Source organism: Streptomyces sp. NPDC031100, assembly GCF_055570785.1.
Genome location: NZ_JBVIGN010000005.1, coordinates 390,662 through 409,736 on the forward strand (window position 1 = coordinate 390,662; position 19,075 = coordinate 409,736).

At 72.0% G+C, this 19,075-nt stretch carries 18 protein-coding genes; 7 read left to right on the forward strand and 11 right to left on the reverse strand.

The genetic code is table 11. The features are described from left to right. Positions 1–31: 31 nt before the first annotated feature. The 7 genes from ACZ5DS_RS17640 to ACZ5DS_RS17670 form a co-directional block, all read right to left on the reverse strand. Positions 32–784, reverse strand: a complete 753-nt coding sequence (locus tag ACZ5DS_RS17640) for a class F sortase (protein ID WP_468239040.1) — start codon at positions 782–784, stop codon at positions 32–34. Continuing rightward, complete coding sequence (locus ACZ5DS_RS17645) at positions 771–1,478, reverse strand: hypothetical protein (protein ID WP_468239042.1); 708 nt, start codon at positions 1,476–1,478, stop codon at positions 771–773. The genes ACZ5DS_RS17640 and ACZ5DS_RS17645 overlap by 14 nt, the downstream gene beginning before the upstream one ends. Before the next feature lie 100 nt (positions 1,479–1,578). Beyond that, the gene (locus ACZ5DS_RS17650; RefSeq protein WP_468239045.1) at positions 1,579–2,823 is read right to left on the reverse strand and encodes an MFS transporter; all 1,245 of its coding nucleotides are present in this window, start codon (positions 2,821–2,823) and stop codon (positions 1,579–1,581) included. 22 nt (positions 2,824–2,845) lie between these two features. Next, the gene (locus ACZ5DS_RS17655) at positions 2,846–4,234 is read right to left on the reverse strand and encodes a CitMHS family transporter (RefSeq protein ID WP_468239047.1); all 1,389 of its coding nucleotides are present in this window, start codon (positions 4,232–4,234) and stop codon (positions 2,846–2,848) included. Positions 4,235–4,357: 123 nt separating this feature from the next. Beyond that, on the reverse strand, positions 4,358–6,589 hold the full coding sequence (locus ACZ5DS_RS17660; protein WP_468239050.1) for a molybdopterin oxidoreductase family protein: 2,232 nt from the start codon (positions 6,587–6,589) through the stop codon (positions 4,358–4,360). A 117-nt stretch (positions 6,590–6,706) separates the two neighbouring features. Beyond that, on the reverse strand, positions 6,707–7,324 hold the full coding sequence (locus ACZ5DS_RS17665; protein ID WP_468239052.1) for a TetR/AcrR family transcriptional regulator: 618 nt from the start codon (positions 7,322–7,324) through the stop codon (positions 6,707–6,709). A 64-nt stretch (positions 7,325–7,388) separates the two neighbouring features. Next, the gene (locus ACZ5DS_RS17670) at positions 7,389–7,910 is read right to left on the reverse strand and encodes a hypothetical protein (RefSeq protein WP_468239054.1); all 522 of its coding nucleotides are present in this window, start codon (positions 7,908–7,910) and stop codon (positions 7,389–7,391) included. A gap of 156 nt (positions 7,911–8,066) precedes the next feature. Here ACZ5DS_RS17670 and hmgA point away from each other — a divergent pair, with 156 nt between their 5' ends. The 3 genes from hmgA to ACZ5DS_RS17685 are packed head-to-tail and all read left to right on the forward strand — an operon-like array spanning position 8,067 to position 11,356. After that, complete coding sequence (hmgA, locus tag ACZ5DS_RS17675; RefSeq protein ID WP_468239056.1) at positions 8,067–9,380, forward strand: homogentisate 1,2-dioxygenase; 1,314 nt, start codon at positions 8,067–8,069, stop codon at positions 9,378–9,380. Positions 9,381–9,425: 45 nt separating this feature from the next. Then, positions 9,426–10,175 carry a GntR family transcriptional regulator gene (locus ACZ5DS_RS17680; protein WP_468239059.1) on the forward strand — a complete coding sequence of 250 codons (750 nt, stop codon included), beginning with the start codon at positions 9,426–9,428 and terminating at the stop codon, positions 10,173–10,175. A 26-nt stretch (positions 10,176–10,201) separates the two neighbouring features. Then, on the forward strand, positions 10,202–11,356 hold the full coding sequence (locus ACZ5DS_RS17685; protein ID WP_468239061.1) for a type ISP restriction/modification enzyme: 1,155 nt from the start codon (positions 10,202–10,204) through the stop codon (positions 11,354–11,356). A gap of 112 nt (positions 11,357–11,468) precedes the next feature. Here the strand turns inward: ACZ5DS_RS17685 and ACZ5DS_RS17690 are convergent, their stop codons facing one another. Beyond that, positions 11,469–12,179 (reverse strand): TetR/AcrR family transcriptional regulator, encoded by a 711-nt coding sequence (locus tag ACZ5DS_RS17690; RefSeq protein ID WP_468239063.1) that lies wholly within the window; start codon positions 12,177–12,179, stop codon positions 11,469–11,471. A 63-nt stretch (positions 12,180–12,242) separates the two neighbouring features. Here ACZ5DS_RS17690 and ACZ5DS_RS17695 point away from each other — a divergent pair, with 63 nt between their 5' ends. Genes ACZ5DS_RS17695 through ACZ5DS_RS17705 form a run of 3 tightly spaced genes read left to right on the forward strand, consistent with a single transcriptional unit; the run spans position 12,243 to position 15,219 of the window. Then, the gene (locus ACZ5DS_RS17695) at positions 12,243–13,199 is read left to right on the forward strand and encodes an ATP-binding cassette domain-containing protein (protein WP_468239066.1); all 957 of its coding nucleotides are present in this window, start codon (positions 12,243–12,245) and stop codon (positions 13,197–13,199) included. Then, positions 13,196–13,978 (forward strand): ABC transporter permease, encoded by a 783-nt coding sequence (locus ACZ5DS_RS17700; protein ID WP_468239068.1) that lies wholly within the window; start codon positions 13,196–13,198, stop codon positions 13,976–13,978. Before ACZ5DS_RS17695 ends, ACZ5DS_RS17700 begins: the two co-directional genes overlap by 4 nt. Positions 13,979–14,022: 44 nt before the next feature. Continuing rightward, positions 14,023–15,219, forward strand: coding sequence for a CaiB/BaiF CoA transferase family protein (locus ACZ5DS_RS17705; protein WP_468239070.1), 1,197 nt, complete (start codon positions 14,023–14,025; stop codon positions 15,217–15,219). A gap of 77 nt (positions 15,220–15,296) precedes the next feature. Here ACZ5DS_RS17705 and ACZ5DS_RS17710 read toward each other — a convergent pair whose 3' ends face one another. The 3 genes from ACZ5DS_RS17710 to ACZ5DS_RS17720 form a co-directional block, all read right to left on the reverse strand. Then, a complete protein-coding gene (locus ACZ5DS_RS17710) occupies positions 15,297–15,566 on the reverse strand; it encodes a hypothetical protein (protein WP_468239072.1) in 270 nt (89 codons plus the stop codon). 126 nt (positions 15,567–15,692) lie between these two features. Further along, on the reverse strand, positions 15,693–16,511 hold the full coding sequence (locus ACZ5DS_RS17715) for an anti-sigma factor (RefSeq protein WP_468239074.1): 819 nt from the start codon (positions 16,509–16,511) through the stop codon (positions 15,693–15,695). Beyond that, entirely contained in the window at positions 16,508–17,050 is a 543-nt protein-coding gene (locus ACZ5DS_RS17720) for a sigma-70 family RNA polymerase sigma factor (protein ID WP_468239077.1), read from the reverse strand. Before ACZ5DS_RS17720 ends, ACZ5DS_RS17715 begins: the two co-directional genes overlap by 4 nt. A gap of 211 nt (positions 17,051–17,261) precedes the next feature. Here ACZ5DS_RS17720 and ACZ5DS_RS17725 point away from each other — a divergent pair, with 211 nt between their 5' ends. After that, positions 17,262–18,803, forward strand: a complete 1,542-nt coding sequence (locus ACZ5DS_RS17725; RefSeq protein WP_468239079.1) for a DUF4331 domain-containing protein — start codon at positions 17,262–17,264, stop codon at positions 18,801–18,803. Positions 18,804–19,075: the final 272 nt, after the last annotated feature.

Consider the following 19,075-nt stretch of genomic DNA (forward strand, 5'->3'; position numbering starts at 1 on the left):
TCGGTCGTACGGGACCTGTGAGTCACGGAAGTTAACGGAATGTGCCCGGCCGGGGAAGACGGGAAGCGGCAGTGGGCCCACCGGAGGGTGGGATTCGGTCCGCCGGTGCCGGCGCCGCGGTCCGCACCGGCGGTCCCTTCGTCGCGGTGAGGTGGGCGAAGAGCACCACGTTGCTGGTGTAGCCCGTGCGCCGGCTGAACAGGCCGCCGCAGGTGAGCACGCGCAACTCCGAGCGGCCTGTCGGGCCGTACACCTCGGCGTCGGGGAAGGTCGCCTTGTCGTAGACCTTCACCCGGTCCACCGTGTAGACGGCGGTACGGCCGTCCGCACGCGAGGCCTCGATCAGTTTGCCGGGCGGCACCTGGGCGAGCGCGGCGAAGACGGCGGCGCCGGTCCTGGTGTCGCGGTGGCCGACGGCGATCGCGGTGCCGGGCTCCCCCGGCGTGGGCCCGTTCTCGTACCAGCCGACCAGCTTCGGCCTGTCGAGCGGCGGTGTCTCCAACTGCCGGTTCCGGTCGAGCCCCAGACCGATGATCGGCGCGTCGACCCCCAGGTACGGGATACGGAAGGACGTCGGGCGGGACCGGGGCAGCGGGCGGGGCGGGGGCGTCGGGCGGGCCGGTCCGGCGTTCTCGTGGCCCGCCCGGACGGAGGTGTCCGGCCGGCCGTCTCCGCCGCACCGGACCCCCACCGTCACCAGGACGACCGCGAGCAGGCCCGTCCTGGTCAGGCGGTAGGTGCGGGTCCGGTACCACGGCCTGCGTCTGCGCCTACGCGGCACCATGCGGGCGGCGGCGGATCAGGCGGACGTACACCGCAGCACTGGCCGCGACCAGCCCCACGCCCGCGGCGGCGGCCACGGGCGAGAAGGCACCCGCCGTGTCGACGAGGCCGCCGCCGCCCGCGTGCACTCCGCCCTTCGGGCCGTCGTTGTGGTCGCCGCCCTGCGCCCAGCCCGAGTCGTTGTGCTGGTCGTCGTGCTGGCCGTCGTGCTGGCCGTTCTGCTGGTTGCCCTGCTGGTGGTCCTCGATCTGGCCCGGGCCGTGCGCCGGGTCCGGCTTCTCGTCGTGGCAGTCGACGCGGAAGACCTTCTCCCTGGTGGCGCCCGCCACGACCCAGGTGAGCCGATACTGGCCGTCCGCCAGTCCCAGCGGGTCGGTGTGCCCGGCACCGCCGGCGAGCTGGATCGTCCCGGTGACGACGGCGCCGCTGGGCAGCGGTGGCTGTGGCGTGATGACGTAGGCGATGGCGGGCAGGACGTCGAAGTTGACGGCGTCGAGGTAGAACCTGCAGACCACCGGGTCGTCATGCGAGACGCCGAAGGGCACGCCCACACGGTGGATCCTGATGTCGCCGTTTTCCCCTTGCGCAGCCGCGGTGGGCGCCGCCACCCACGACGCGCCCGCCGCGGCCAGAGCGCCGAGGACGACGGTCGCGCCCGCGCGGGTGAAGGTCCGTGGAAGTGTCAGGGTGGACATGCCAGCTCCTCCGGTTAGACGATTTTCATACAAATCGGCCTTTCGTTGGGACTGTCACCCACGCACTCCACGGCCCGCGGCACCAACGCCGGACGCGCCGTCAGATATCGCTCGTGCGGCGCAACGCCGAGCCCTTCCGCCCGGTGCGCGACACCCGTTCGGCCCCCTCGGCCGGCCTTCCGGCGCCCGGCGACCGCAGCGCCACTCCCGACGACAGCAGGAGCAACACCCCGAGCATCGCGAACGGCGCGGCCACGCCCGCCACCCCCGCGACCAGGCCCGCGACGGCCGGCGCAGCGACCTGGCCGAGCCGGTTGCCGGTCAGGCGCAGGGCGAGCGCAGTGGAACGGGCCCCCTCGGGGGCGGCCTGGACGACCGTCGTCATGGAGAGCGGCTGACCGACGCCGAGGCAGAAGCCGAGGACGCTCAGCATGAGACCGAGCGCCCACACCGGCACGGGCAGCGCCACCCCCGCGCACAGGACGGCCGCGAGGAAGCAGGTGACGGTGAGCAGGGCGGGCCGGCCGAGCAGGCGCAGCAGCGGGGTGAGGACGAGACGGCAGGCGATGGTGGCCCCGGCGCGCAGGCTGAGCAGAACGCCGATCACCGCGGGGGCGATGCCCCGGTGCTCGCCGACCACCGGGAGGTATGCGGTGAGGATGTCGGTGGCGGACAGCACGGAGAGGCTGATGAGCATGCCCGCGGGCACGCCCCGGGCACGCAGGATCCTGCCTACGGGCACCGGGTCACCGTGCGGGGAGCGGGAGTTGACGGCCGCACGGTCCTCGATGCGCCACAGCGAGGTGAGCGCGACCGCCCCGCCGGCGCCCGCCACGACGAGGGCGAGGGCGCTGCTGTCCGCCAGGTCGGGGCCGCCGATCAGGGCTCCCGCGGCGATGGGGCCGATGAGCTGGCCGAGGGAGGCGCCGATGGTGAAGTGCCCGAAGGCGCGGTCCTGTTCGTGCGGCGCGGACCGGCGGGCCACCAGCGACTGGGCGCCGATCACGAAGCTGAGGTGGCCGAGCCCCATCACTCCGCTCCACAGGGCCATGGCCCAGAGGGAGTTCACGAGTCCGCTGAGGACACAGCCGCCGGAGATGAGGACCACGCCCACCGGCAGCAGGGGCGCGCAGCGGCCGTGGTCGGTACGGCGGCCGAGCGGTACGGCGGCGAAGAGCGGGAGCAGGGCGTACACACCAGCGATGACGCCGACGGCCCACTCGTCGGCGCCGAGGGCGAGCGCCCGGTAGGAGACGGCGGGCCGGGCCATCGACACCGCCCCCTGCGCGAAGCCGAAGGCGATGACGAGGCGGATCAGCCAGCCGCGGCTCTTACCGGGCCTCATGGGTACATCCTCCCTCTGGTGGTCAGATGATGCCGAACAGGATTCCCGCGCCGAGGACCACCAGCGAGGTCAGCGCCGCCCACTTCACGACGAAGCGCGTGTGGTCGCCGAACTCGACCTTGGCCATGCCGACGAGGACGTACACGGCCGGGACGAGCGGGCTGGACATGTGCAGCGGCTGGCCGACGAGGGAGGCCCGGGCGATCTCGAGGGAGGAGACGCCGTGTGCCTGCCCGGCCTCGGCGAGCACCGGCAGGATGCCGAAGTAGAAGCCGTCGTTGGACATGAAGTACGTGAGCGGGATGCTCAGCACGCCGGTGACCAGGGCCATGTGCGGGCCCATGCCGTCGGGGATGTTGTCCACCAGCCACTTCGCCATGTGGTCGACCATGCCGGTGCCCTGCAGGACACCGGTGAAGACGGCGGCGGCGAAGACCATGCCGGAGACGTTGAGGACGTTGTCGGCGTGCGCGGCCAGGCGGGCCTTCTGGTCCGGCATGTGCGGGAAGTTGACGGTCAGCGCGAGCGCGGCACCGAGCAGGAACAGCACCGGGATCGGCAGCCACTCCATGATCATGGCGGTGAGCAGGGCGACCGTGAGCAGGGCGTTGAACCAGTAGAGCCGGGGGCGCAGGCTGGCGCGGTTCGGGTCGAGGCCCTGGAAGCCGTCCTCCTCGGGCTCCTGCGGCAGGCCGGCGCCGCTGCCGGAACCTCCGGTGCTCTTGGTGCCCTTGCCGGAACCGGCGCCCACCAGCACCGTCTCCGTCTCCTCCGCCAGCGCCTCCTCCAGCGTCAGCACGCCGAGCCGCCGCCGCTCGCGGCGGCCGAGCACGTACGCGAGGCAGAAGACGAAGAGCAGGCCCACGGCGAGGGCCGGGATCATCGGCACGAAGATGTCGCCGGCGTCCAGCTTCAGCGCGGTCGCGGCCCGGGCGGTCGGACCGCCCCACGGGAGTGTGTTCATGACGCCGTTGGCCATGGCGGCCACGCCGGTCATCACGACCAGGCTCATCTTCAGGCGCTTGTACAGCGGGTACATCGCCGAGACCGTGATCATGAAGGTGGTGGAGCCGTCGCCGTCGAGCGAGACGATCGCGGCGAGGACGGCGGTGCCGACGACGATCCGCAGCGGGTCGGCCTTGCAGAACCTCAGGATCGCCCGGACGACCGGGTCGAAGAGGCCCACGTCGATCATCACACCGAAGTAGACGATCGCGAACATGAGCATCGCCGCGGTGGGGGCGAGGCCGGTGACGCCGTCGATGACGTAGTCGCCGAGCTGGGCGCCCTTGCCAACGACGACGCAGAACAGCGCCGGGATCAGTACGAGCGCCGCGATCGGCGACATCTTCTTCAGCATGATCAGGACCAGGAAGGTCGCGATCATGGCGAAGCCGAGGATGGTCAGCATGAATGGATACCTAACGTTCGCCCTTGAACATCCCACCGGGGGCTGGCGGTGCGATGACGTTAGGTCCCGTCAAACGGCGTTAACAAGACGTTGACACGCGAGCAATAAGCGCAAAACTCCAGGTCACAGCTGTGCGGTGAGATCGACGGGCACTGCGTTGAGGACCGCGTTGCCCGACAGCGGGTCGAGCAGGCTGCCGTCGAGGAGCTGGTTGACGTTGACGCCGGGCTCCCGGACCGCGTGGCTCATCCGGGTCCCGGGACGGTCGTGGCCCCAGCCGTGCGGCAGGCTCACCACGCCCGGCCGGACGCCGTCGGTGACCTCGGCGGGGGCGACCACCTCTCCCCCGGCTCCCTTCACGCGTACGTCCGCCCCGTCGCGCACTCCCAGGCGCTCCGCGTCCTCGGGGTGGATGTGCAGGGTGCAGCGGTTGCTGCCGCCGGTGAGGGCGGGCACGTTGTGCATCCAGCTGTTGTTGGAGCGCAGATGGCGGCGGCCGACGAGGACGAGCCCCGCGGGGCGCTCACCCAGGGCCGCCCGGAGCCGGGGCAGGTCGCCGGCGATCGGCTCGGGCAGCAGCTCGACCTTGCCGCTGACGGTCTTCAGCGGCTGCGGCAGGCGGGGGCGCAGCGGGCCGAGGTCGATGCCGTGCGGATGGTCGAGCAGCCGGGCCAGGGTCAGCCCGTCGGGCCGTACGCCGAAGCCGTCGCCGTAGGGGCCGAGGCGCAGCATGAGGTCGAGCCGGCGCTCGGGGCCGGTGTCCCCGGTGAGCAGGCCTGCGAGTTCCTTCGGGTCACGGCCGTGCACCGGGGAGTGGGGCTCCTGGACGGCCTTGGCGAGGGTCTGCTCGATCACCATCGCATCGACGGCGGCCGGGTCGGCGCCCTGCATGCCCGTGGCGGCCAGGATCAGCCGGGCGAGGATCTCGGTCTCGGCCATGCGGCCGGGTTCGAGGGGGACGGCGGGGCGGCTGTAGCGGACCTGGTTGCGGACGGCGAGGGTGTTGAAGGCGAAGTCGTGGTGCGGGCTCTGCGAGGGGGGCGGCGGGGGCAGTACGACATCGGCGTGGCGGGAGGTCTCGTTGAGGTAGGGGTCGACGCTGACCATGAAGTCCAGTGAGTCCAGGGCTTTGTCGAGGCGGTCGCCGTCGGGCGCGGACAGCACCGGGTTGGCCGCGACCACGACGAGCGCGCGGATCGGCTCGCCCTCCGCGGTGGCCGTGTCGATCTCCTCGGCGAGCGCGGAGAGCGGCAACTCGCCCTTGGCCTCGGGCAGGTGCCGCACCCGGGAGTGCCAGCGGCCGAGCGCGAAGCCGCGGCCGGGGCCCGCCGGGCGGGGCGTCCTGTCGGTGGCGGCCTGCGGGAACAGGGCGCCACCCGGGCGGTCCAGGTTGCCGGTCAGCACGTTGAGGACGTCGACCAGCCAGCTGGCCAGGGTGCCGTGCGGGACGGTGCAGCTGCCGATGCGGGCGTAGACGGCGGCGGTGGGGGCGGCGGCGAGTTCGCGGGCGAGAGTGCGGATGACGGACGCGTCGACGTCGCAGGCCCCGGCGACGGCTTCGGGGGTGAACTCCCGCAGGGCGTCCCGCACGTGCTCGACCCCCTGGACGTGCGGGGCGAGGTCCTTGAGGTCGACCAGGCCCTCCTCGAACAGCACGGTGGCCATCGCGGCGAGCAACAGGGCGTCGGCGCCGGGCCGGATGGCGAGGTGCCGGTCGGCGAGCTTGGCGGTGCGGGTGCGGCGCGGGTCCACCACGGTGAGCCGGCCGCCGCGGGCCTTGAGGGCCTTGAGCTTGCCGGGGAAGTCGGGGGCGGTGCACAGACTGCCGTTGGACTCCAACGGGTTGGCGCCGATGAGCAGCAGGTGGTCGGTGTGGTCGAGGTCCGGCACCGGGATGGCGTTCGCGTCGCCGAAGAGCAGCCCGCTGGAGACGTGCTTGGGCATCTGGTCGACCGTGGAGGCGGTGAACAGGCTGCGGGTGCGCAGGGCGCCGAGGAGGACCGGCGGGTAGAGCGCACCCGCCATGGTGTGCACGTTGGGGTTGCCGAGGACGACACCGAGGGCGTCGGGGCCGTACCGCTCCACGACCGGGCGCAGGCCCGCGGCGACCGCGTCGAAGGCCTCCTCCCAGGTGGCCTCGCGCAGGACGCCGTCCTCGCGCACGAGCGGGGTGCGCAGCCGGTCGGGGTCGCCGTCGACGGCGCCGAAGGAGGCGCCCTTGGGGCAGATGAAACCCTTGCTGAAGACGTCCTCGCGATCGCCGCGGGCGCCGGTGACACGGGTGCCCTCGATGGTGAGGGTCAGCCCGCAGGTGGCCTCGCACAGGGGGCAGATTCGCAGGGCGGTGCGGGACACGGGTCCTCCCCAGGGGGTCGGCGGCGTCGGTGCCGCTCAAGCACGGGCGGGCTCGGACCCGAGCATACCGACCAGTAGGCATGGAGGGGAGCCCTCTGCGGAAGCTGCGAAAGGCTCTCAGTCGAGTACGCGCCCCAGATACGCCCGCAGCAGCTCCCGCGTCTCGTGGATGATCGCCTCGTCCCCCTCGGGATCGACCCGGAAGGCCAGCTGCACGAGGGTGTCCGCGCTCTCCACGGCGACCAGGAAGACGCGCCGCAGCTCCTCGTCCGGGGTGCGGCCGAGGTAGCCGGAGAGCAGGGCGGTGAGGCGTTCGGCGACGCGGGTGTTGGGCTCGGCCTGGCGGACGCCGACCGGGATCTGGTTGCCGAAGTCCACGAGGGAGAAGCCGGGCGCGGTGCGCTTCATGCTCAGGTACTCGTCCAGGACGGCGTCCATGGCCGCTCGCCAGTCCCCGTGCTGCGCCTGCTTCAGCCGCTCGGTGACGCGTTCGGTGTACCGCTCCAGGTTGCGCTGGGCGAGCGCGTCGGCCATCTGCCGCTTGTTGCCGAAGAACCGGTAGACCGAGCCGATGGGCACGCCGGCGCGCAGGGCCACCGCCCGGGTGCTCAGCGCGTCGTAGCCGACCTCGTCGAGGAGGTCGGCGCAGGCGTCGAGGATCCTGGTCAGCCGTTCGGCGCTGCGCCGCTGGACGGGCGCGCGGCGAAGGGAGGTCGCGTGGGGCACGGACTTCATGATGCCTTTCCGCCGGGGTGAGGTGAACCTCGCCCCCCGGTACGGAAAAGGGTGGCCGGTGCACTCATCGGGCGGCGGTGTCCGTCTCCGCACCGGACGCCGTGAGGTCGGCGGTGCTCTCGACCGGCTTGCCGTGCACGGCCCACACCGTGCCGTCGTCGGCGTACAGGCGGGCGGTGACGTGGTGGGTGCCGTGCGGGACGAGCCGGCCGGCCAGGTGGTACGCAGGCCCCCGCAGCCGGGTCACCAAGTGGCCGTCGACGAAGAGGCCTGCGTGCCCGCGCCCGGGGACCGCCCTCGGCTGCGTGCCGGCCGGCGAGAAGCGGAAGTGGCGCGGCGTCAGCAGGACGTCCCAGCCGCCGGCGGCGTCCGGGGTGACCTCGACGCCGACCTCGGGTGCGTTCCCCTGCTTGACCTCGCGCAGGTGCCGGCCGGTCCCGTCCGTGTCGTCCAGGACCTTGCCCACCGGCGAGGGCGAGACGGTGTCGCCCTGCCCGTGCGCCTCGCCGGTCCCGCAGCCCTGCGCTCCGAGCGGCAGCAGGACACAGGCCGCGAGCGCGATGAGAGTTCTGCGCGTCCACGACATGCCCGGGAGGTTAGTGAAACGCTCCGGCACCCGAATCCCCCTGAAGTCTGGTTCCCGCCCCACCCCCGGAGGGAGGACGGCCCAAGACCCTCTTGCGCTCGCCCTCTGCTGATTCCTACGGTGTTACATAGGAATCGGGAGCGCAAGGGAGCGATCATGAGCGGGGATGCACGGAAGACCGCCGAGGGACTGTCGTATCTCTCCGGGTTCGGCAACGAACACGTCTCGGAGGCGGTGCCGGGCGCCCTGCCCGAGGGCCGCAACTCGCCGCAGCGCGCGCCGCTCGGCCTGTACGCGGAGCAGCTGAGCGGTACGGCGTTCACCGAGCCGCGGGCGCACAACCGCCGCTCCTGGCTGTACCGCATCCGCCCGTCGGCCGCGCACCCGGCCTTCACCCGCACCGGCAACGGCGCGATCCGGACGGCTCCCTTCGCCGAGACGGTGCCCGACCCCAACCGGCTGCGCTGGAACCCGCTGCCCGAGCCGCCGGCGGGCACGGACTTCCTGGCGGGCCTGTGGACCCTGGGCGGCAACGGCGACGCGACGCAGCGCACCGGCATGGCCGTGCACCTCTATCACGCCAACTCCTCGATGGAGCGGGTCTTCTCCGACGCCGACGGGGAGCTGCTGATCGTGCCGGAGCGCGGCGGGCTGCTGCTGCACACCGAGTTCGGCAGGCTCCATGTGGAACCCGCACATGTGGCGCTGATTCCGCGTGGGGTGCGCTTCCGTGTGGAACTACTCGACGAGTCTGCGCGCGGCTATGTGTGCGAGAACTACGGAGCGCCCTTCCAGCTCCCCGACCTCGGGCCCATCGGCGCCAACGGGCTCGCCAACGCCCGGGACTTCCGGGCTCCGGTCGCCGCGTACGAGGACGCGGACGGTCCGGTGGAGGTGGTGAACAAGTTCTGCGGCAACCTCTGGACGGCGACCTACGACCACTCCCCCCTCGATGTGGTCGCCTGGCACGGCAACCATGTGCCGTACGTCTACGATCTGCGCCGTTTCAATGTGATCGGCACCATCTCGTACGACCACCCGGACCCCTCCATCTTCACGGTCCTGACCTCCCCGTCGGACACCCCGGGGCTGGCCGGCGTCGACTTCGTGGTCTTCGCCCCGCGCTGGCTGGTCGGCGAGGACACCTTCCGGCCGCCGTACTTCCACCGGAACGTGATGAGCGAGTACATGGGCCTGATCGAGGGTGCCTACGACGCCAAGGCGGAGGGCTTCGTGCCGGGCGGCGGCTCGCTGCACAACATGATGTCGGCGCATGGCCCGGACCGGGAGACCTTCGACAAGGCGAGCGCCGCCGAACTGCGGCCGCAGAAGATCGACGACGGGCTGGCGTTCATGTTCGAGACGCGCTGGCCGGTGACGCTCACCCCGCACGCGGCCCGGGCCGACCATCTCCAGCAGCGGTACGACGACGTGTGGCAGGGCCTCGAGCGGCACTTCCGCGCCCTGTGACGCCTCCGTTGCACCGGACGTTCCTCACCAGGTACGGATAACCATGTGACCTCCTTCGCTCCGGATTCGATCGTCCTGAACCGCAAGCTGCCGCTGTGGTACCAGGTGTCGCAGTCGCTGCGCGCCTCGATACTCGGCCGCTCGCCGCGGGACCCGCTGCGCCTGCCCACCGAGGAGCAGCTGGCCGAGCACTACGGGGTCAGCGTGCTCACCATGCGGCAGGCGCTGAAGGAGCTGGAGGACGAGGGGCTGATCAGCCGGCACCGGCGGCGCGGCACGTTCATCGAGCCGGGTGTCCGGCGCGGGGCTCCGGTGCGGCTGCTCGGCTCGGTGGACGCGATCGTGGCCCAGCAGTCCGGCATGACGACCGAGCTGCTGGACCACGGCACGGCGCCGGTGACCGGCGAACTCGCCGAGTACTTCCCGGATCTCGCCCAGGTGGCGACGTACCACCGACTGCGCAGCGACGAGAAGACCGGCGAGCCGACCAACCACGCCCGCAACCACGTCCGCCCCGAACTGGCCGCACGCATCGACCTGGACGACCTGACCCGCTGGCCGATGACCAAGGTGCTGCGGGACGTCGTCGGGGCGGACATCAGCCGCATCACGGACACGGTGGAGGCGAGGCTCGCGGACCCGGAGACCGCACGGCTGCTCCAGGTGCCGCTGCTCAGCCCGATCCTGCACTACACGGGCGTGACGTACGACGCCGACGGCCGGGTGCTGGACGTGGCGGTCATCCACTACCGGGGCGACCGTTTCTCCTTCACGGTGACTCTGGACGCCACCTGACCCGGCCGGCGAGGCGAGCCCGTACCATGCCCTGCGTGACGCACGACGACGCTCCGCTGCTGGCGGACCTCATGCCGTGGTCCGTCGCACCGTTGCGGCCGGGCCGCGCCTGGCCGACGGCACCCGATCCGGCCTCCCTGAAGGCCCGCTGGGACGCCCTGCTGAAGGCCGACGGGCCGGACCGGGAGGCCCTGTTCGAGCCGACCCGCTCCCGCACCCTGCAGTCCGCGGTGGGGCAGCTGCCCGGCCAGTCCACCGGCACGGAGCGGCTGGCGCGCGCCGAGGGCCCGTGCGCCGAGCCGGTACGAGTCCTTTCCTCACCCTTCGACGAACAGTGGCTGATCCCGGACCACCGGCTGATCGACACGGCCCGCCCGGAGTTGTGGCGGGTGGCGGACGCACACCAGGTCTTCGTGGTGGAGACGGCCGACGCGGACGCCCCGCTGCTGGCGACCTCGCTCCTGCCCACCCTCCGCGCCGGCCGTATCCGCCCGCTCTACCGCCGCCCGGGCGGCACGGAACCGAACCTGGCGCCGGGCCTGCTGGACCACCTCGCCGCCCGCCTGGGCACCAGCCCCACCCCGCCCGACGCCCTGGCGTGGATCCTGGCGGCGATCCGCCCCGACCTCACCGTGCCGCTCACCGACGACGGCGAACTCTGGTCCCGGGGCGTCGAGTTGGGCCACCGCATGCTCTGGCTGATGCGCCGCGACGGCGAACGCCCCAAACTCCCCGGCGGCCGCCGCCCCTACGTCCGCGCGCCCCTGCCCGCCCTCCCCCCAACCCTCGACTACGACCACGACGAGGAGACCCTCCACCTGGACGAGGGCCGCATCTCCCCCGTCCCGCCGGAGGCCTGGGAGTACGAGCTGGCCGGAGTGCGCGTCCTGGAGACCTGGTTCGCGGCCCGCACGACTCCGGCGGAGCCGGGCACCCTGGCAGCGATCCGCCCGACCACCTGGCGCCAGCCCTGGACATCGGAACTCCTCGAACTGATCACGGTCCTGGCCCTGCTGGCCGAACTCAGCCCACAGCGTGATGAGTTGAAGCCACCCTCGACGATCACGGCGGCCGACCTCCGCCAGGCGGACATCCTCCCGGTGCCGGAGTCCTCCCGCCGCCCCGCCTCGGTCCTCGACCACCACGAGGAGGGCCCGGAGGGCCAGTTCGCCCTGCTCTAGCGGCACCGCAGGGCGGCCTCCAGCCGCGCGACGTCCTCGGCACGGCGGGGCCGGGAAGGATCCCGGACGGGCGTCATGCGCGACCGGCCACCCACACCCCGCACCAGCCGAGCTAGCGCGGCGCAAAGGCATCCAGGACCCGCTCCAGCGCCCGCTGGAACACCGCCTCCAGATCGATCGGGCCGGCATCCTCCGCGAACGCCGCTGCCATCCTCGGGTAGGCGCCGGACGCGATCCGAGTGCTCAGGTAGGCGGCGCGGGCCGCGTTCTCCTCGTCCTCCGACCACGGCAGGGCCCGTACTCGCTCAGCCGTGTCGAGTTCGTTGCGGACGTAGGCGGTCACCACACCGTTCAGCATGGCGATCAGTTCGAGCTTGGTGCCGTACGCCACCTCCAGCGGATCCAAGCAGGTCAGGCAGTGCTCCAGGTAGCCCAGGGCGTGCGGGCTGAAGCCGTAGACCGGGGACATCAGGCGGGGCACCCACGGATGCCGGTGCATCAGCGCGCGCGTGTCATGAGCCACCCGGCGCAGATCCGCCCGCCAGTCCCCGCTCGGCTCCCACGGCTCGTGCTCCGCGCTGACCACGTCCATCATCAGCTCGTACAGGTCCTCCTTGCGGGGGACGTAGTTGTACAGCGACATCGTGCCGCAGCCCAGCTCGGCCGCGACGTGCCGCATCGACACCGCGTCGAGCCCCTGCACGTCGGCGATCCGGACGGCGGCCGCCGCGATGTCGTCGCGCGTGTAGGCGGGCTTCGGGCCCCGGCCCGTGCGCTCGGGGCGCGCCCAGATCACTTCGGGGACGGCCCCTCGGACTCCCATCGATCATCACCTCGGCCACCATCCTAGTTACGTACAGCGTACGTAGTGGGGTATGGTCGCCGCATGGTTACTACGTACGCTGTACTCAGTGAAGGACTGGAGAAGCGTTTCGGTGCCGTGCACGCCCTGCGAGGGCTGGATCTGGCCGTCGCGCAGGGCACGGTCTGCGGACTGCTCGGGCCGAACGGGGCCGGGAAGACGACCGCCGTACGGCTGCTGACCACGCTGCTCCGGCCCGACGGGGGCTCGGCGTGCGTCGCCGGGCACGACCTGGTCCGGGACCCGGCCGCGGTGCGCCGCCGGATCGGGGTCGCCGGGCAGTACGCCTCGGTCGACGGCGACCTCACCGGCCGGCAGAACCTGCGTCTGTTCGCGCGGCTGCACCGGGTGCGAGGACCGGCCGGCCGGGCCGACGAACTGCTGGAGCGGTTCGGGCTGGCCGAGACCGCGGACCGGAACGCGTCCACCTACTCGGGCGGCATGCGGCGCCGACTCGACCTCGCGGCGAGCCTGATCCGCCGGCCCGACGTGCTCTTCCTCGACGAGCCGACCACCGGACTGGACCCGGCCAGCCGCACCCGCATCTGGCAGGCGGTGCGCGAACTGAAGGCGGACGGCACCACCGTGCTGCTCACCACCCAGTACCTGGAGGAGGCCGACCGACTCGCCGACGACATCGCCCTCATGGACCGTGGGCAGGTCGCCCACTCCGGAACGCCCGCCGAACTCAAGGCGCTGGTCGGCTCGTACGCCGAAGCCGTCGTCGCCGATGCCGACGCGCTGACGGGAGCGGCCGCGGTCCTCGACCAACTCACCGGCTCCGCCCCCGTGTTCCACCGCGAGCGCAACGCCGTCGGTGCGGTCACCACCGACCCGACCCTCACCCTGCCCCGCCTGGTGCGCGAACTCGACGCGGCCGGAGTGCCGTTGCTCGACGCGCGGCTGCGCCCGCCGACCCTCGACGAGGTCTTCCTCCGACTCACCGGGGAGCCCGCCGACCGCAAGGAGCTGGTGCCGTGAGCGCGTTGGCCCACGACGCCCGGGCGATGACGGGCCGGCAGCTGCGCCGGGTCCGCAACAACCCCGGCCTCGCCGTCCTGACCCAGACGATGCCGGTCACCATGCTCCTGTTCTTCGGCTACGTCTTCGGCAGCGCCCTGGCGATGCCCGGCCGCGAGTACCGCTCCTTCCTGGTGCCCGGACTGCTCGTGGCGACCGCGGCCGGCGGGCTGATGACCGGTATGTTCCAGGCCGCCCAGGACACGCACCGGGGCGTGATGGACCGCTTCCGCACGATGCCGGTGAGCAGGGCCGCCGTACCCCTCGGGCAGGCGGCGGCGGACCTCGTCGTCACGGCCGTCGGCACCGTGCCCCTGCTGCTGGTGGGGCTCGCGGTTGGCTGGCGGATCGAGGGCTCCGCGCCCGCGGCCGTCGGCGCGGTGGGTCTGCTGCTGCTCTTCCGGTTCGCCTGCACCTGCGCCGGGATCTTCCTCGGGCTGCTCACCCGCAGCGAGGACGCCGCCGGGCAGCTCGGCGCCGCCTCCTTCGTGCTGCCGCTGCTGTCCGACGCCTACATCCCCACCGCCAACCTCCCGGGCCGGCTGCGCACCCTCGCCGAGTGGAATCCGATCAGCGCGGTGACGACCGCCCTGCGGGACCTGTTCGGCAACGCGCCGATCCCGCGGGACTCCGCCTGGCCGGTGGCCCACCCCGTCGCCGGGTCACTGCTGTGGAGCCTCGCCCTGACCGCACTGTTCCTGCCCCTCGCCGTACACCGGTACGCGCACGGCGAGCAGTGACCGGCTACTGACAAAGCCGCCGGTCAGGGGAGATCATCCACCCCATGGATCGTCTCCCGCTGCCCCTGGAGGGCATCACCGTCGTCGCCGTCGAACAGGCCGTGTCCGCGCCCTTCGCGACCCGGCAGCTCGCCGACCTGGGCGCCCGGGTCATCAAGGTGGAGCGGATCGACGGCGGCGACTTCGCGCGCGGCTACGACACCGCGGCCGGCGGCCTCGCCTCGCACTTCGTGTGGTGCAACCGCGGCAAGGAGTCCCTCGCCCTGGACCTCAAGGACCCGCGCGGCCTGGACGTCGTACGACGGCTGATCGCGGACGCCGACGTGTTCGTGCAGAACCTCGCCCAGGGAGCCGCGGCCCGGCTCGGTCTTGACGCGGCCACGCTGTGCGCGGCGCACCCGCGGCTGATCGCCGTGGACATCTCGGGCTACGGCAGCTCGGGACCGTACGCGGACAAGCGGGCGTACGACATGCTCGTACAGTGCGAGGCGGGGCTGGTGTCGGTGACCGGGACGCCCGGGCAGCCGGTCAAGGCGGGGATCCCGGCGGCGGACATCGCGGCGGCCATGTACGCCTTCTCAGGGGTGCTGGCCGCGCTGGTGCGGCGCGGCACGACCGGGCGGGGCGGGCCGGTGGAGGTGTCGATGCTGGAGGCGCTCGCCGAGTGGATGGGGCATCCGCTGCACCACGCGATGCACGGGGGCGAGCCCCCGGCTCGTACCGGGCTCGCGCACGCCGTCATCGCCCCCTACGACGCCTATGCGACGGCGGACGGCGGGCGGGTGCTGTTGTCGGTGCAGAACGACCGGGAGTGGCGGCGGCTGGCCGAACAGGTCATAGGACAGCCTGACGTGGGGACGGATCCGGCCTACGCGACGAACGCGGCGCGCGTGGCGCACCGGGAGCGGACCGATGCGCTGGTCGCGCGGGCGCTGAGCGCGCTGGACGCCGACGAGGCACTGGCCCGGCTGGAGCAGGCCGGTATCGCCTGCGCCCGGCTCAGGGATCTGCACGAGCTGGCGGACCACCCACAGCTGGCGGCCAGGGAGCGGTGGCGTCAGGTGGGGTCGCCGGTCGGAGCGCTGAGGGCGCTGCTGCCTCCCATCACTCTGCCGGGCGGGGACGAGGCGCGGATGGGCGAGGTGCCCGCGCTCGGACAGCACACCGGGGCGTTGCTGCGTGCCGTGGGGATGACGGACGACGAGATCGCAGCGTTGCGCCGGGAGGGTGTGGCCGCCTGAGCGCGGGCCTCCTGGAAGAGGCTCCAGGAACTGACGGTTCGGCTGACGGTTCGACTGGCGGTGCGCTCGGTGACCGCTCAGTGCCCGCCGAACAGCGAGCGGCGCAGCCGGCGCAGCGGCGCGAAGAGGGAGACGCGGCTGACCCGCGCACCTCGGTCGCTGCGCTTGTGCGCGGTGTCACGTGCCGTCAGCTCACGCATCAGCAAGGTCGCCTCGGCCGCCTTCTGCTGCGGTATGGCGGGACCCGCCAGCACCGAAAGATGGCGGTCGAGGCGCGAACTGGTCGCGCTGCTCCCGCAGGTGATCGCAGGGACCCTGGCCCTGCTGCGCACTGTTATCTGCTCCATGTCACTCCCCACCCGTACGAGTCCACCCGGCCCGGGCAGGGTAACCCTATCGCCCCAGTGGGGCATGCGGGTATCTCGCCCACAGGATTCACCTTCCCTGCAAGGAGGTTGACCAACCCTCTTTGGCTACTCTCCGAATCCGACCGATTTCAAGGTGAGTTGGACAACCGGCTGGCTGGTGGGCTGCGCTGAACCGCCGTTCGGTTCGACGGTTACGGCGAGTGACGTCGAGGACTTGTCCAGCCCCTTGGCGATCAAGGGCGTGTCGCCCTCGAAGAGCCCCAGGGAGCGCGGTTGCACGTGGGGGCGCATGAGCCAGAGCTGGTGTACGCGGCCGCCGGACGGGGTGCCGTATCCGCTGAGCGTGACGACGGCCCGGCCCTCCGATGCGGAGGCGATTACTCCGATACTGCGGCCCCGGGCGTCCTTGCTGCCCACCGCGCGAGCGTCGGGAGCTGCGAGAACGTGGGCGATCTCACGTGCCCGGGCCCGCTCGGCGTCGAGCCGGTCCTCGGCGCGGTTCGCCTGGACCGCGAAAAGAGAAGCGACGACGAGGGCCGCGGCGGCGGTCGCCGTGGCGAAGGGCACGAAGAGAGGGCGCGTCCGGGGTGTACGGGTGCGCGAGGGCGGGGGCTGGGTGCCCCAGACGTGCGGCGGCAACTGCGGTGCGCGCTCGCGCGCGGGCGTGGGCGCCTGCTCCTGCGGGGTGGTACGGACGGCGGCCAGGACCCGGTCGCGCAGGGCGGCCGGTGCGGGGGCGGCCGTGGACCAGGCGAGGCGCAGCGCGTCCTCGGACAGGGCCCGGACGTCGGCGGCGCAGCGGTCGCAGCCCTTGAGGTGTTTCTCGAAGCGGCGCCGCTCGCCGGGTTCGAGGGCGTCCAGCGCGTAGGGAGCGGCGAGGGAGTGCAGGTCCTTGCGGCCCAGCAGGCGGCCGAGGATGCTCATGCGGCACCTCCCAGGCACTCGCGCAGCCGGGTGAGTCCGTCGCGCATCCGCGTCTTGACCGTGCCCAGCGGCAACGACAGCCGCTCGGCCACCTCACGGTACGTGTAGCCGTCGTAGTAGGCGAGGGTCACGGACTGGCGTTGCAGGGCGGTGAGCCGGTCCAGGCAGCGGCGCACCCATTCCCGTTCGAGGCCTGCCTCGACCTCCTCGGCGACCTGGTCGAAGGCGGGTTCCCCGGCGCGCAGGGCCTCGCGCTGCTCGCGTTCGCCGGCCGCGCGGGCACTGCGCACCCGGTCGACGGCCCTGCGGTGGGCGAGGGTGAGGATCCAGGACAGGGCGCTGCCCCGGCCGGGGTCGAACCGGGCGGCGGAGCGCCACAGTTCGAGCAGCACCTCCTGGGCGACCTCCTCGGACTGGGCGGGATCGCGCACGACCCGTCGCACGAGACCGAACACCGGTCCCGACACCAGTCCGTAGAGATCCTCGAATGCCTGCTGGTCACCGCCCGCCACGAGCACCAGAAGCTCGTCCGCCTCCACACCGCTCCCCCCTCTGTGGCCGCATCCGGCCGCCCTGCCTCTGACCCCACGCATCCGCACGAGCGCACACCTCCGGCGGGTGATACGGATCGGAGGACCGAAAACGCGGGTCCGAAACGCCGAAAAAAATTCTTCCGCCGGACCAAGCCGATCGGCTCCTCGGCTCCGTATACCCGTCCGTCAAGGCAAGTTGGCACTGAGGACGGACGGCATGACACCTCTCTTCTCCAGGAGCGGCACGGGACGCAAGGGCCTGGTCTCGCTCATCTGTGGTGCGCTGGCCGCCGGAGGGCTCGCAGCCGCCGGCGTCGCCACGCTGGAACCCGGGGCGGCCTCCGCCTCCTCCCACCGGGAGGCCCCGCTGATCTCGGGGACCCCGCAGTACGACAACACGGACCTGTACGCGTTCGTCAGCCCGGACAAGCCCGACACCACGACGATCGTGGCCAACTGGATCCCGTTCGAGGAACCGGCCGGCGGCCCGAACTTCTACACGTTCGCGGACGACGCGCAGTACGACATCCACATCGACAACAACGGTGACGCGCAGGGCGAGCTGCTGTTCCGCTACACCTTCAAGACGCACACCAAGAACGGCAACACCTTCCTCTACAACACGGGTGCGGTCACCAGCCTGGACGACCCTGACCTCAACGTCACGCAGACGTACGACATCGACCTGATCCGGCTGAAGAACCAGCACGTGATGTCGAAGACGAAGCTCGCGGACGACGTACCGGTCGCTCCGTCGAACGTGGGCAAGGCGTCCATGCCGGACTACGGCAAGCTGCGCGCCCAGGCGGTGTACAAGACGGCGGGCGGTGCCGCGACCTTCGCCGGCCAGGCCGACGACCCCTTCTTCCTGGACCTGCGCGTCTTCGACCTGCTCTACGGCGGCAACCTCACCGAGGTCGGCCGGGACACGCTGAAGGGCTACAACGTCAACACGATCGCGCTGCAGGTCCCGAACGACCTGATCCGCGAGTCGTCGAAGCAGCCGATCGTGGGCATCTGGTCCACCACCCAGCGCCGGAACGCGCAGGGCTACTACTCGCAGGTCTCGCGCCTGGGCAACCCGCTGGTGAACGAGGTCGTCAACCCGCAGAAGGACAAGGACAAGTTCAACGCGTCCCAGCCCTGGTACGACGCGCAGTTCCTGAAGAACGTCACCAACCCCGAGCTGCCGAAGCTCATCGAGGGGATCTACAAGATCAAGGCGCCGGCCGAGCCGCGCAACGACCTCGTCGACGTCTTCCTCAAGGGCGTCAAGGGACTCAACCAGCCGCCGAAGGTGAAGCCTTCGGAGGAGCTGCGGCTGAACACCTCCATCAAGCCGAGCATGCACCCCAAGCGGCTCGGTGTCCTCGACGGTGACAACGCGGGCTTCCCGAACGGCCGCCGGCTCACCGACGACGTGGTGGACGAGGCGCTCCAGGTCGTGGAGGGTGAACTGGTCGGCTCCAAGAACGACCTGGGCGACGCGGTCGACAAGAACGACAAGAAGTTCGAGAAGTACTTCCCGTACGTCGCCCAGCCCACCTCGGGCTCACGCGGCCCGCTCGCCAAGGGCACGACCTCGGGCACGGACGTACGCAGCCAGCTCGGCGACGCCCTGCAGCCGGCCGGGTCCTCTTCTTCCGGCTCCGGCAACACCGTGCTCATCGCCGCCTCGGCGGCCTCGGGCGCGGCCGGGATCCTGCTGATCGGCACCGCCTTCGCCTGGTGGCGCCGCCGCATGCAGCGCCCGTACTGACCCCCACCCCACCGACCGGCGCGGCCCGTTTCCCCCTCCCCCACGGCGGGCCGCGCCCTTCCCCTTCCGAACCATGATCAGGCGACCTAGGAGAGGGCATGGCCCCGCGCACCAATGACGAGGAGACCGGCGGGCCCACGGAGAGCAGGGCCGCGACCGCGGGTGCCACCTCGACACCCGCCACTCCCGGAACCGGCCCGCAGCCCGGGCCTGACCGGGGTCCCGCCGAGACTGCGCTGAGCGCATCTGCCGTATCGGGGTCGGAGCCGACC